The 13,022-nt window shown below is 65.7% G+C and carries 13 protein-coding genes; 11 read left to right on the top strand and 2 right to left on the bottom strand.

The genetic code is table 11. The annotated features are described in order from the left end of the window. Window positions 1-113 precede the first annotated feature (113 nt). Window positions 114-758 carry a hypothetical protein gene (locus MAAFP003_RS29180; protein WP_165796414.1) on the top strand — a complete coding sequence of 215 codons (645 nt, stop codon included), beginning with the start codon at window positions 114-116 and terminating at the stop codon, window positions 756-758. Here MAAFP003_RS29180 and MAAFP003_RS15515 read toward each other — a convergent pair. Next, entirely contained in the window at window positions 755-1,111 is a 357-nt protein-coding gene (locus MAAFP003_RS15515) for a DoxX family protein (protein WP_096288311.1), read from the bottom strand. The genes MAAFP003_RS29180 and MAAFP003_RS15515 overlap by 4 nt on opposite strands. A gap of 184 nt (window positions 1,112-1,295) precedes the next feature. On the opposite strand from MAAFP003_RS15515, the gene MAAFP003_RS15510 reads away from it, so the two are divergent. From MAAFP003_RS15510 to MAAFP003_RS15485, 6 genes are read left to right on the top strand one after another with little or no spacing between them, the layout of a single operon-like run. Further along, on the top strand, window positions 1,296-2,303 hold the full coding sequence (locus tag MAAFP003_RS15510; RefSeq protein ID WP_096288309.1) for a sigma-70 family RNA polymerase sigma factor: 1,008 nt from the start codon (window positions 1,296-1,298) through the stop codon (window positions 2,301-2,303). Then, complete coding sequence (locus MAAFP003_RS15505; protein ID WP_096288307.1) at window positions 2,293-3,618, top strand: ABC transporter substrate-binding protein; 1,326 nt, start codon at window positions 2,293-2,295, stop codon at window positions 3,616-3,618. Before MAAFP003_RS15510 ends, MAAFP003_RS15505 begins: the two co-directional genes overlap by 11 nt. After that, window positions 3,615-4,577, top strand: a complete 963-nt coding sequence (locus MAAFP003_RS15500; RefSeq protein ID WP_096288305.1) for a carbohydrate ABC transporter permease — start codon at window positions 3,615-3,617, stop codon at window positions 4,575-4,577. Before MAAFP003_RS15505 ends, MAAFP003_RS15500 begins: the two co-directional genes overlap by 4 nt. Then, window positions 4,564-5,406, top strand: a complete 843-nt coding sequence (locus tag MAAFP003_RS15495; protein WP_096288303.1) for a carbohydrate ABC transporter permease — start codon at window positions 4,564-4,566, stop codon at window positions 5,404-5,406. The genes MAAFP003_RS15500 and MAAFP003_RS15495 overlap by 14 nt, the downstream gene beginning before the upstream one ends. Before the next feature lie 3 nt (window positions 5,407-5,409). Next, window positions 5,410-6,480 carry an ABC transporter ATP-binding protein gene (locus MAAFP003_RS15490; RefSeq protein ID WP_096288301.1) on the top strand — a complete coding sequence of 357 codons (1,071 nt, stop codon included), beginning with the start codon at window positions 5,410-5,412 and terminating at the stop codon, window positions 6,478-6,480. Beyond that, entirely contained in the window at window positions 6,477-7,433 is a 957-nt protein-coding gene (locus MAAFP003_RS15485) for a patatin-like phospholipase family protein (protein WP_096288299.1), read from the top strand. The genes MAAFP003_RS15490 and MAAFP003_RS15485 overlap by 4 nt, the downstream gene beginning before the upstream one ends. Here the strand turns inward: MAAFP003_RS15485 and MAAFP003_RS15480 are convergent. Continuing rightward, window positions 7,430-7,717, bottom strand: a complete 288-nt coding sequence (locus MAAFP003_RS15480; RefSeq protein ID WP_096288298.1) for a DUF3349 domain-containing protein — start codon at window positions 7,715-7,717, stop codon at window positions 7,430-7,432. The two genes, MAAFP003_RS15485 and MAAFP003_RS15480, sit on opposite strands and share 4 nt — an antisense overlap. A gap of 193 nt (window positions 7,718-7,910) precedes the next feature. On the opposite strand from MAAFP003_RS15480, the gene MAAFP003_RS15475 reads away from it, so the two are divergent. From MAAFP003_RS15475 to efeB, 4 genes are all read left to right on the top strand, one after another. After that, entirely contained in the window at window positions 7,911-8,744 is an 834-nt protein-coding gene (locus MAAFP003_RS15475; RefSeq protein ID WP_096288296.1) for a DUF3097 family protein, read from the top strand. Between the two features lie 92 nt (window positions 8,745-8,836). Beyond that, window positions 8,837-10,447, top strand: coding sequence for an iron uptake transporter permease EfeU (gene efeU, locus MAAFP003_RS15470; protein WP_096291184.1), 1,611 nt, complete (start codon window positions 8,837-8,839; stop codon window positions 10,445-10,447). Between the two features lie 7 nt (window positions 10,448-10,454). After that, window positions 10,455-11,669 (top strand): iron uptake system protein EfeO, encoded by a 1,215-nt coding sequence (efeO, locus tag MAAFP003_RS15465; protein WP_423790920.1) that lies wholly within the window; start codon window positions 10,455-10,457, stop codon window positions 11,667-11,669. Between the two features lie 2 nt (window positions 11,670-11,671). After that, window positions 11,672-12,985, top strand: coding sequence for an iron uptake transporter deferrochelatase/peroxidase subunit (gene efeB, locus MAAFP003_RS15460; RefSeq protein WP_096288292.1), 1,314 nt, complete (start codon window positions 11,672-11,674; stop codon window positions 12,983-12,985). Window positions 12,986-13,022: the final 37 nt, after the last annotated feature.

Here is a 13,022-nt window from a genome sequence, read left to right as displayed (position 1 = left end):
CGGAGTTAGCGGGTCACCGCGACTCGTTCGACCCTGCGTACCGCATGGCTGCATGTATTGCCGAGAACCTGATAGGTGCCGTAGAAATAGCTGTCATGAAACGGAGGCAAGCGATGAGTGTGATACGAACCGTCGGCGTTGGGGTGGCGGTCACCGCCTTGCTGACCGTCACGACAGCCTGTGGCAAAGACGAAAAGTCATCTTCCTCGTCCTCGTCCTCGTCCTCGTCGACGTCCTCGTCGACCTCGGCGGCATCGTCGAGTTCGGCCGCGTCCTCATCCGCTTCGAGTGCGGCGCCGTCGGGGACCGCGCCGCTGGCCGACTACTCCAACCTGCTGATCTCGGCCGCCGACATCGGCGCCGACACGACTTTGGGTCCGCCGGAGCAGAACCCGGGCGGCGTGGCCGGGGTGGCGGTGACCTTCAGCAACACCTCCAAGACTCACACGATCACCGATCTCCTCGTCGTGTTTACCGACCCGGCGTCGGCCGCCCAAGGCGCCAAGGACCGCCCGGCCTCCCTGGGCAAATACGTCACCGGTGCCCCGCAGCCGTTCGCGGTGGGGACCAACGGAGTCATCGTGGTCGGGCCGTCGCCCGATAACACCAAATCGGTGACCTACGTGGTGTTCTCCGAGGGCAAGGTCATCGTCGACCTGGAGTTCGACAGCGGACCCAACGACGCCGCGCCGCAGGACTTCGTGATGGACGTGGCCAAGAAGCAGGACGACGCGGTCAAGACCCGCATGACCAGTTAGTAGCGCCGACTCACCAGCAGCGCCAGTGACGCTGCGGACAGGCACAGGAACGCGCCCGGAAAGGCGATGTTGTACAGGACGTGTGCCCTGACGTGAGTCAGCACCGCCCCGATGAAGAACAGGACCAGGCCGGCCGCGGCCGCGATACCTAACGCCGGCAGACCGACCAGCCCGGCGACCAGTCCGACGGCCCCGGCCAGCTTCGTCAACGCCAACGCCGGTAGCCACGAACGAGGCACGCCGACCTCGGCGGAGTTCGCCAACACGAAGTTCGCCGGGATGAGGTCGGCGACGGCGATCCCGCCGGTGGCGATCACGGTGATCACGGTGATCACCAGGTAAGCGATGTGCATGCCAATCAGGTCCTTCCTTCGTTCAAACCCTTGTGGTGCAGCTATTTCCGCTGCGGCGAGCCCAGTGGCCGCGGTGCGCGCCGCGGCGCACAATCGGTAGGGTCATGGTGCTGGTCTCCTGGGTGCAAAGAGCTCGATCGATGCGGTCATCTTCTTGACGACTCCCGTGCGGAAAAGGTGACCCATGAATGCGACAGCCGAAGATCCGGTGGACCTCGACGATCTGGCGCAGCGGTTCGACGCCGATCGTCAGCACCTGCGGGCGGTGGCGTTTCGGCTGCTCGGCTCGACCGCGGATGCCGACGACGCGGTGCAGTCCGCGTGGCTGAAGGCCAGCCGGGCCCACGGCGTCGGCGATATCGGCAACCTGACCGGTTGGTTCACCACGATCACCGCGCATGAGGCGTTCGACCAGCTGCGCGCGCGAAAGCGCCGCGCCGAGCAGCCGCTGGCCGACGCCCACGAATTCGACCGGCTGACACCCATTGCTTCGGCGCCTGCGGACCAGGATGCGCTGCTGGCCGACTCGGTCGGCACCGCGATGCTGGTGGTGCTGGACCGCCTGTCGCCCGCGCAGCGTGTCGCATTCGTGCTGCACGACGTGTTCGCGGTGCCGTTCGAGACGATCGGCGATGTGCTGGGCCGGTCACCGGCCGCCGCGAAGAAACTGGCGAGTCGGGCCCGTTCGCGACTGCACGGCGGCCGGCCCGCTCAACCCCGCCTGCTCGCGGGGCACCTTGAGATCGTCGAAGCGTTTCTGACGGCATCCCGCGGCGGTGATATCGCCACGTTGCTCGAGCTGCTGGCCCCCGATGTCGTGCGCAGGGTCGATCGCGTGTTGGTTCCCGATGACGTGGCGGTGCAGGTTCGCGGGGCCCGTGAGGTCGCCGAGGAGACGCGTCGATTCGCACGGCGTGCGCGGGCCGGCGTGGTCATGCTGATCGACGGGGCGCCGGGCATCGTGATCGCGCCGCGCGGGCGCGCGCAGATTCTGTTGCAGCTCGGCATCGGCGCCGACAACCGCATTCACACCATCGACATCACCGCCGACGGCGGTCCGCGGCGGGCCGAACTCGCGCTGCCGCAGTGGCCGGCTCAGACATATCCCAGCCCCATCGGGTACCAAGGACATGGGACACCGCCGGCGGGGGCGTCGGCGACGGGGCGAGAACGGGAGCACGATGCCCGATAAGCCGTTCGGACGGCGCAGCTTGATGCGGGGCGCCGGCGCGCTTACGGCTGCGGCTCTGGCGCCGTGGGCCGGTGGGTGTGCTTCCGACGACGACGCGTTGACGTTCTTCTTCGCCGCCAACCCGGACGAGGCCGCCGCCCGCCTTCGTGTCGTCGCCGAGTTCGAGCGCCGCCACCCCGACATCAAGGTTCGGGCGGTGCGGTCCGGGCCCGGAGTAATGCAGCAGTTGTCCACGTTCTGCGCGGGTGGCAAATGCCCGGATGTGCTGCAGACGTGGGACCTCAGCTATGCCGAATTGGCCGCCCGGGGCGTGTTGCTCGACTTGAACGACCGATTGGCGCGCGAGAAAGCCTTCGCCGCCCAGCTCAAGTCGGACAGCGTCGGGCCGCTCTATGACACCTTCACGTTCGACGATCAGCAATCGGCTTTTCCCGAGCAGTGGTCGGGAAACTTCTTGTTTTACAACAGGCGGCTGTTCGCCGAAGCCGGGGTGGCGCCCCCGCCCGCGTCGTGGGACAAGACATGGACGTTCGCCGAATTCCTGGACACCGCCAAGGCCCTGACCAAGCGGGACGGATCGGGGCGCGTCACGCAGTGGGGTTTCGTCAACACCTTTGTCTCGTACTACTCGGCCGGGTTGTTCGCGATGAACAACGGCGTACCGTGGTCGACGCCGATTCGGAATCCGACCCATTTCAATTTCGACAACCCGGCGTTCATGGAGGCCGTGCAGTTCTACGCCGACCTCGCCAACAAACACAAGGTGGCACCGAATGCGTCCGAGGTGCAATCGATGTCGACGCCAGATCTGTTCGCCGCGGGCAGGGCGGCCATGGCGCTGGGCGGTCACTGGCGATACCAGACCTTTATTCGCGCCGAGGGATTGGATTTCGACGTCGCGCCCCTACCGGTGGGGCCATCGCTGCCCAGCGGGCACAGCGCCTGCTCCAACATCGGCACCACCGGACTGTCCGTCTCGGCGAGCAGCCGACATCAGGACCAGGCCTGGCAATTCGTCAAGTTCGCCTGCGGTCCCGTGGGTCAAGCGATCATCGCCCAATCCTGCCTGTTCGTGCCGGTGTTGCGATCCGTGCTTGCCTCGGACGGCTTCGCCAAGGCTCACCAGAGGATTCGCAACCTCTCGGTGCTCACCGAAGGACCCGCTTATTCCGAACCGCTGCCCGTCACCCCGGCTTGGGAAAAGGTCGTTGCGCTGATGGATCGCAACATGGGACCCGTCCTGCGTGGCTCGCGCCCCGCGACATCGCTGACCGGGTTGTCGGTCGCAGTTGATGAGGTGCTGCGCAACCCATGACATCGGTCAACAGGTCAGCCGTGCTCACCCCGGTCGCCGCGAAACGCCGTCCGCAGGGGCCGTATCCGTCACGGCGGCGAGCCTGGGCGGGACGCGTGTTCGTCGCGCCCAACCTGGCCGCGGTCGCGGTGTTCATGCTGTTTCCGCTCGGGTTCTCGCTGTACATGAGCTTTCAGCGGTGGGACGTGTTCAGGCCGCCGAAGTTTGTGGGCCTCAAGAACTTCGAAGAACTCTTCACATCAGACCCGTTGTTCCTCATCGCGATCCGCAACACCATCGTCTTCACTGTCGGAACAGTCATACCGACGGTCGTCATCAGTCTGATCGTGGCGGCCGTGCTGAACCGGAAAGTCAAGGGCATAGCCATCGTTCGGACAATCGTCTTCATGCCCCTGGCGATCTCCTCGGTGGTGCTGGCGGTCGTCTGGCAGTTCGTCTTCAACACCGACAACGGGCTGCTCAACATCATGCTCGGCTGGGTGGGACTCGGTCCGGTCCCGTGGCTTGTCGACCCGAATTGGGCGATGGCCTCGCTCTGCGTGGTCGCCGTGTGGCGCAGTGTGCCGTTCGCGACCGTCATTCTGCTGGCGGCGATGCAAGGCGTGCCGCAAACCGTCTACGAGGCAGCCAAAATCGACGGTGCCGGCGAGATCCGGCAGTTCTGGTCGATCACGGTGCCGCTAATCCGCGGGTCGGTGTCGTTCGTCGTCGTCATCTCAATCATCCACGCGTTCCAGGCGTTTGACGTGGTCTACGTTCTCAACGGTTCCAATGGCGGCCCGGAGACATCGACGTATGTGCTGGGCATCATGCTGTTCCAGCACGCCTTCTCATTCCTGGAATTCGGGTACGCGTCGGCGCTGGCCTGGGTGATGTTCGCGATTTTGCTCGTATTGACCCTGGTGCAGTTGCGGCTGACGCATCGGCGATCGTGGGAGGCTTCGCGTGGCCTTAGCTGAGGGAGTGTTCAAGCGCAGTGCTTTTCGCGCCGTGGTGGTCTACGCGCTGCTGGTCACCATCGCGTGGTGCTGGCTGTTCCCGGTCGCCTGGGCGGTGTCGGGTTCGCTGAAGCGGGAGGGCGAGATCAGCGAGCCGAAGCTGTTGCCGTCCCACCCGAGGTGGTCGAACTACGTCGAGGTGTTCAACGTGATGCCGTTCTGGCGAATGTTTTTCAATACCGTGCTGTACGCCGGATGCGTAACCGCGGGACAGGTGTTCTTCTGCTCGCTGGCCGGATATGCCTTCGCGCGACTGCAATTCCGTGGTCGCGACACGTTGTTCGTGTTGTACCTGGGCACGCTGATGGTACCGCTGACCGTGACGGTGATTCCGCAGTTCATCCTGATGCGGACGGCGGGCTGGGTTGATACACCCTGGGCGATGATCGTGCCCGGCCTGTTCGGCAGTGCGTTCGGCACCTACCTGATGCGGCAGTTCTTCCAAACGCTGCCCGCCGATCTGGAGGAAGCCGCGATTCTCGACGGTTGTACGCCGTGGCAGATCTACTGGAGGATTCTGTTGCCCCATGCCAGGCCCGCGGTGATGGTGCTCGCAGTGCTCACCTGGGTCAACGTCTGGAACGACTTTTTGTGGCCGCTGTTGATGATTCAGCGCAACAGCCTGGCCACGCTGACGCTCGGCCTGGTACGGCTGCGAGGCGAGTACGTTGCCCGCTGGCCGATCATCATGGCTGCTTCGATCATCATCATGGTGCCGCTGGTGATCATCTATGCGGTCGCGCAGCGTTCCTTCGTGCGCGGCATCGCCGTGACCGGGCTTGGTGGGTGAATCGTGGCGTCAGTGAGTTGGGAGCAGGCGACACGACACTTTCCGGGCGCGGAACGCCCAGCCCTGGACGGCCTCGACCTGTTTGTCGGCGACGGCGAGTTCGTCGTTCTGGTGGGGCCGTCGGGATGCGGCAAGACGACTTCGTTGCGGATGGTCGCCGGACTGGAAACGCTGGACGCCGGATGCGTTCGCATCGGTGAGCGCGACGTAACCCATGTCGACCCCAAGGATCGCGACGTGGCGATGGTGTTCCAGAACTACGCGTTGTACCCGCATATGACGGTCGCGCAGAATATGGGTTTCGCGTTGAAGATCGCGAAAACCTCCAAGGCCGAAATCACCGACCGGGTGCTCGCCGCGGCGAAACTGCTTGATCTGGAACCATATCTGGATCGCAAACCCAAGGACCTGTCCGGCGGGCAACGCCAGCGGGTGGCGATGGGACGTGCGATCGTGCGGCGCCCGCACGTGTTCCTGATGGACGAGCCGCTGTCGAATCTCGATGCCAAACTCAGGGTGCAAACCCGCAATCAGATCGCCGCCCTACAGCGACGGCTTCAGACCACGACCGTCTACGTCACCCACGACCAGGTCGAGGCCATGACGATGGGGGACCGCGTGGCGGTGCTGCGCGACGGCGTGCTGCAGCAATTCGCGGCGCCACGCGAGCTCTACCGCAACCCGGCCAACGTGTTTGTGGCCGGATTCATCGGGTCGCCGGCAATGAATCTGTTCACTCTGCCGATCGTCGATAGCGCTGTCTCGCTGGGGGATTGGCCGATCCAGTTGCCGCGTGAGATCGCCAACAATGCGAGCGAGATCGTCGTCGGTGTCCGGCCGGAGCACTTCGAGCTGGGCGGCCTCGGTGTCGAGATGGAGGTCGACGTCGTCGAGGAGCTCGGGGCCGACGCCTACCTGTACGGCCGGATCACCGACTCCGCGAAGGCAATCGACCAGGACGTCGTCGCGCGCGCCGATGGGCGCAATCCGCCACAGAAGGGCAGCCGGGTGCGGTTGCATCCGGAACCCGGGCATGTGCACTTCTTCGGGGTCGACGGCGAGCGGATCTCGTGAGTACGCAGCCCGTCGATCTGGTTTGCGAGGGCGGCGGCGTCCGGGGTATCGGCCTGGTGGGGGCGGTGGACGCGCTGTCAGCGGCCGGCTACCAGTTCCCTCGCGTGGCCGGGACGAGCGCGGGCGCGATCGTCGCAGCGCTGGTGGCAGCGCTGCAGGCGGCGGGCGAGCCACTCGGCTGGCTCGCCGAGATCATGCGTTCGCTCGACTACCGAAAGTTCCTGGACCGCAACCTGATCGGGCATGTTCCGCTGATCGGTGGGGGATTGTCATTGCTGGTATCGGATGGGGTTTACCGCGGCGCCTATCTCGAACACCTGCTCGCCGGCTTGCTGGCCGACCTGGGTGTGCGGACCTTCGGCGACCTGCGCACCGGTGAAGAACCCGAGCAATTCGCGTGGTCGCTGGTCGTCACCGCCAGCGACCTGTCCCGGCGCCGGCTGGTGCGCATACCGTGGGACCTCGACTCCTACGGAATCGACCCGAACGACTTCTCCGTGGCACGCGCGGTGCACGCGTCGGCGGCTATTCCCTACGTGTTCGAACCGGTCCGAGTGGGCGGCGCGACCTGGGTCGACGGCGGCTTGTTGTCGAGTTTTCCGGTGGAGCTGTTCGACCGGGCTCAGCCGCGGTGGCCGACGTTCGGGATCCGGCTATCGGCACGGCCGGGCATTGCGCCCACGCATCCGGTGCACGGGCCGGTGTCGTTGGGCATCGCGGCGATAGAGACGCTGGTAAGCAATCAGGACAACGCCTACATCGACGATCCATGCACGGTGCGACGCACCATCTTCGTGCCCGCCGACGAGGTGAGCCCGATCGACTTCGACATCACCGCCGCGCAGCGCGACGCCCTCTACCAGCGCGGATTGGTCGCGGGCCAGGAGTTTTTGAAGACCTGGAACTATGCCGACTATTTGGCGGCCTGCGGCGGGCCGGTCGCACAGGGTTAGCGCCGTGCGCACCCGATCGCATCGAGCCTTTGCTCGACGCGCGCGATGTCGTCCAGCGAGGGAATCTCGTTCGTGATCCGAAAGATCGCGACTCCGACATCGACGGTGCTGACCGGCCCTGCTTTACGCGTCATGAATTCACTTGTGATGGTGGTGATTTCGTCATCGGTGACGCGGCGGCGCAGCAGCGCCAGCAGCGGCACGTAACCGCGCTTCGGCGCACCGGTCGGATAGCCGGCGCGCAAAAACGCGACAGCCTTCGACACCAGGCCGGCAATCCCCATTGCTTCCACCTCATCAACTGCTGCGCGCAAGGCGCACCTAATTAACGTAGCAGCTAAGCGCTGGTTCGCGGGTGAGACAACGCGGTCCTTACGGGTTTCGCGCCGATCTTGCCGCTTCATTGACGGCCGTCGGCAGGCGCTCATGGCGCGCCGATCACCGATTTCGGCCGCGAGCGTTCCTAGTATTGCCCGCGTGATGGATCGCTACGGAACCGATGTGCTGGCCGCCGGTCGGCGCCAGCCGCGTTCGACCGAACACCCCGCCGACCTGGGACTTGTTGTCGAGGATGTCGAGACCGGTTACGTCGGTGCGGTGGTACGGGTCGAGTACGGACGCATCGACCTCGAAGACCGGCATGGCCACGTCCGAGGCTTTCCGCTCGGGCCCGGATACCTGCTGGAGGGGCGTCCAGTGATCCTCACCGAGCCGCGCCGCGCGGCGCCGGCCGCCGCGAGCCGTACCGCCTCCGGATCCGTCGCGGTACCGGGCGCTCGCGCCCGCGTCGCGCGTGCCAGCCGGATCTACGTCGAAGGCCGTCACGACGCGGAACTCATCGCGCAGGTCTGGGGTGAGGACCTGCGTATCGAAGGTGTCGTCGTCGAGCATCTCGGTGGCGTCGACGATTTGGTGGGGATCGTGGCAGAGTTCGCTCCCGGTCCGGGGCGCCGGCTCGGTGTTCTCGTCGATCACCTCGTCACGGGCTCGAAAGAGGCACGCATTGCCGAGGCGGTGCGCCGGGGGCCCGGCGGGCCCGACACGCTGGTCGTCGGCCATCCGTATGTCGACATCTGGCAGGCGGTGAAGCCGCAACGGCTCGGGCTGGCAGCCTGGCCCGAGGTGCCGCGGCACCTCGAATGGAAGCACGGCGTATGCCAGGCGCTTCGCTTGCCGCACGCCAACCAGGCCGACATCGCCCGGGCGTGGCAGCGCATCCGGTCGCGGGTGCGGGACTGGAACGACCTGGAACCCGCGCTGATCAGCAAAGTCGAAGAACTCATCGACTTCGTGACCGAGCCCGGTCGCTGACGCGGGCGGGAAGTGCCGGCGCTCTTAATCGCGACATCAAGTTAGGTTAGGCTAAGTCGAAGGTCCCGATCCGCGGGATGGGAATCGGACGCATGCAAGGCGTATTCGGCGTTTTCCTCGGCACGTTCCTCATCGGCCTGCGCGAAGGCCTGGAGGCGACGCTCATCGTGAGCATCGTCGCGGCCTTCCTCAAGCGAAATAGGCAATCGACCCGCCCGATGTTTGCCGGCGTGGCCTTAGCGGTGCTGATCAGCATTGCGGTCGGCGTCGGTCTGGATCTGTTCTCGGCGACGCTTCCACAGGCCCAGCAGGAGATGATGGAGACGGTCATCAACGCCATCGCCGTGGTGTTCGTGACCTCGATGATCATCTGGATGAACCGCAACTCCAGGCGGCTCAAAGGCGAACTCGAGCGCGAAGCCCAACAGGCGCTCAACCGTGGCGGAGCGCTCGCGCTCGTCGCGATGGCGTTCCTCGCCGTTCTCAAAGAGGGCTTCGAGACATCGGTCTTCCTGCTGGCGGCCGCACAGACGTCGCACGGCAACCGGTGGTTCGCCGTGTTGGGCGGCGTGGTCGGACTCGGGGCGTCGGTCGTGCTGGGTGTCGGTCTGTACTTCGGCGGTCTGAAGCTCAATCTCGGCCGCTTCTTCCGTATCACCGGGGTGTTCCTGGTGCTGATTGCCGCCGGGCTGGTGCTGGGCGCACTGCGCACCGCACACGAGGCGGGCTGGGTGACCATCGGCCAGCAGCAGGTGCTCGACTTCTCGTCCTGGGTACCGAGCCAGTCCGTGCTGGGCGCGTTGCTCGCCGGCGTGTTCGGCATCCCCACCGACCCTCGCCTCATCGAGGTGCTGGGCTGGCTGCTGTACGCGGTGCCCGTGCTCGTCGTCTTCCTGTGGCCCGCGCGCCTGGCCGCAATGCCGCGTAGCCGCTGCCGGCTACAGCTGGCCGCCGCGGCGGTCCTGGTCATCATCGCGGCGGTGCTGGCGACGATGACGCCCGCCGGTAGCTCGTCGCCGAGCGCGCGGACGCGCACCGCCATCGACCACTCCGGGCACACCGCCCAGGTGTCGATCACGACCGGGCCGCACGGACGCGAATTGATTGTCACCGCCGAGGGCACCCCGACCGGCCGCAGTATCCCGCTGATCCCGGCGGACGACCAAACCGTGGACGGCTTACCGGTCCAGGCGTGGCAGGCTTCCGAGCCCGCCGGGGCCGATGGTGCGCCGGCCGTCACGCTGGATCAGTTGCGAGACATGGCGGGGGGCCGGCTGCCGGTCGGTCTCGCGCCCGGCCGCACCCCGGGGCCGTTTGTGGGGCAATGGGCGACGAATACCGCGTATGCCGTTCTTACGCAGGGTGATTCCGTGATCAGTGCGCAAGCGACGAGCAACCGCACGGCGATCTTGACCGGCGGCGGGCTGACCGGGGCCAAGACCGTCAGTCTCGGTGGGCTACCAACAGACTGGTCGACCGCCGCCGCCGAAGACCAGTCGACCGCCGCACAACTAGCCGCCGGCACCCAGAAGCACGCCGAGCGACAGTTATGGCGGGTCTGGCTTCCGTTGGTACTGGCCGGCTTCGCGCTGGTCTGTGCCCTTGGCGCCATAATCACGATGCGCGGCGACGCGCGAGGCCAACAGGAGAGGAAAACGAGTGATAGCGAATCGCACCGCCCGGGCAAGGTCGCGGTCTCGTGAATTCCGGCTGACCGCACCGGCTTTGGTCGCCATCACGGTGTTGGCCGCGGCCGGCTGCAACCACTCGAGCCCAGCCGCGAGCTCCCCGCCGTCTCGCCAAGCCAGTCCACCAGGCGGGACGAACGCTGTCAAAGTGACGATGGCCAACAGCGGCGGAAAAGACGGTTGCGCGCTGGACACCACCAGCGTGCCGGCCGGCCCGGTGACCTTCACCGTCGTCAACACCAGCGCGCCGGGCATCAGCGAGATGGAGCTGCTCCGGGATCAGCGCATCGTCGGCGAGAAGGAGAACCTCGCACCCGGATTGAACCCGGTGTCGTTCACCGTCACTCTGGACGGCGGCTCGTATCAGCTGTATTGCCCCGGTGCGAGTGTGGAATACCAAACCCTGGCGGTGACCGGTCAGGCGCCCGCCGGGCCGACGGGCACGGTGGCAAGCATCCTGGGTCAGGGCACCAAGGACTACGCGACCTACATCGTGACTCAGATCGGCCAGCTCAATGACCAAGTGAAAGCACTCGACGCCGCCATCCAGTCCGGAAACCTCGACGCCGCCAGGGCGGCCTACGCCAAAGCCCGACTGTTCTATGAGCGCGCGGAATCCAGCGTCGAAGGCTTCGTCCTGCCGGGCTTCGCGGTCGGCGACAACGCGGGCAGCCTGGACTATCTGATCGACATGCGTGCCTCCACTCCGGTTGACGCCAAGGTCGGGTGGAAGGGCTTCCACGCCATCGAGCGCGACCTGTGGCAGGGCAACGCGATCACGCCCGGCACCAAGGCGTTGAGCACCGAATTGGTCGGTAACGTAGGAAAATTGAAAGATGTGGTCGCCGGCTTGCAATACCAGCCCGAAGATTTGGCCAACGGTGCAAGTGATTTGATCGAAGAGGTGCAGAACACCAAGATCACCGGTGAGGAAGAGGCATTCAGTCACATTGACCTGGTTGACTTCTCGGGCAATGTCGAAGGCGCCCAACAGGCTTACGCGTCACTTCGGCCGGGCTTGGAGAAGATCGACGCCAACTTGGTCAGCCAGATCGATCAGCAGTTCCGTGCGGTGCTCAGTGTGCTGGACGGCTACCGCGACCCGGCCGCGCTGGGCGGCTACCGAACGTACACCCCGGTACTGCAGGGTAGCGATGCGCCGAAACTGACCGCGGTGATTCAGCCGCTGCACCAGAGCCTGTCGATGGTTGCTCAAAAAGTGGTCTCCGCCAACTGATCATGGCTGACGACGAACTGGCTGAACCTGACGGCGTTGAGACGCCGGCCGATGACGCGTCGGTATCGCGGCGGCGGATGCTCGGCGGCGCGATGCTGGCCGGTCTCACCGGGACCGCGATCGGTGCCGTCGGTGGCGGGTTCGCCGGCTATGCGTCCGCGACAGCCCACCACGGCGGGTCGGATGCTGGGGACGACATCGTTGACATGCGCCGTAGCTATCCCTTTTACGGCCAGCTGCATCAGGGCGGAATCGCCACGCTCCCACAGCGTTACGCCGTCTTCATGTCGTTCTCGTTGGCTTCGGCCGCGGCTCGCGCCGATGTCCAGGGGTTGCTGGCGCGCTGGTCGGCCGCGGTGGCGGTGCTGCAGCAGGGTAAGCCCGTCGGCACGGTTGCGCCCCAGGTCGAGGTGCAACCTCCTGCCGACACCGGGGAGGCCTACGGACTGAGCCCCGCCAGCCTCACCGTCACGATCGGATTGGGGCCGTCGCTGTTCGGTGATCGGTTCGGACTTGCCGCGCGGCGTCCGGCGGTATTCACTGATCTGCCGCCGCTCAACGGGGACAACCTCGATCCGAGGCTGCACGGTGGCGACCTGTCGGTGCAAGCCTGCGCCGACGACCCGCAGGTCTGCTACCACGCGGTGCGTAATCTGGCCCGACTCGGGCGCACTATCGCTTCGCCGTTCTGGGCGGTGCTGGGCTTCGGCCGAGCTTCGGCCGGCCCCGGTCAGCAGACCCCGCGAAACCTGTTGGGATTCAAGGACGGTACCCGCAACGTCACCACCGAGGCAGAGTACGAACGTTTCGTCTGGGTCCACAACAGCGACCAGTCGTGGATGAACGGCGGCACCTATCAGGTGGTGCGCAAGATCCGGATGCTGCTCGAGACGTGGGACGTCGACCGGATCGGCAACCAGCAGAAGATCTTCGGCCGTACCAAGCAGGAAGGAGCGCCGCTGAGCGGCAAGGCCGAATTCGACACGCCGAATTTCGCCGCCAAGGGCGCCGACGGCGAACCGCTGATCGATCCGCGCTCACACGTCGGCTTGGCCGCCCGGGAAAACAACGACGGGATCATGATCCGCCGCCGCTCGTACAACTACACCGACGGCCTGGACCCCAACGGCCAACTGAACGCCGGACTGCTGTTCGTCTCGTATCAAAAAGATCCCCAAGATTTTATTCGTTTGCAGAACCGGCTGGGCGCCAACGACCTGCTCAACGAGTACATCCGTCACATCGGATCAGCTATCTTCGCAGTGCCGCCCGCGCCGGCAGAAGGCCACTACATCGCGCAAAGTCTTTTCGGCTAAGCAAATTTCGCCTGCCTGCGGCTAGCTGCCGACCGCC

The sequence above is a fragment of the Mycobacterium ahvazicum genome, assembly GCF_900176255.2.
Taxonomy (GTDB): Bacteria; Actinomycetota; Actinomycetes; order Mycobacteriales; family Mycobacteriaceae; genus Mycobacterium; species Mycobacterium ahvazicum.
The sequence above is the reverse complement of the archived record's forward strand: the minus strand, read 5'-3'. Positions and strand labels throughout refer to the sequence as shown.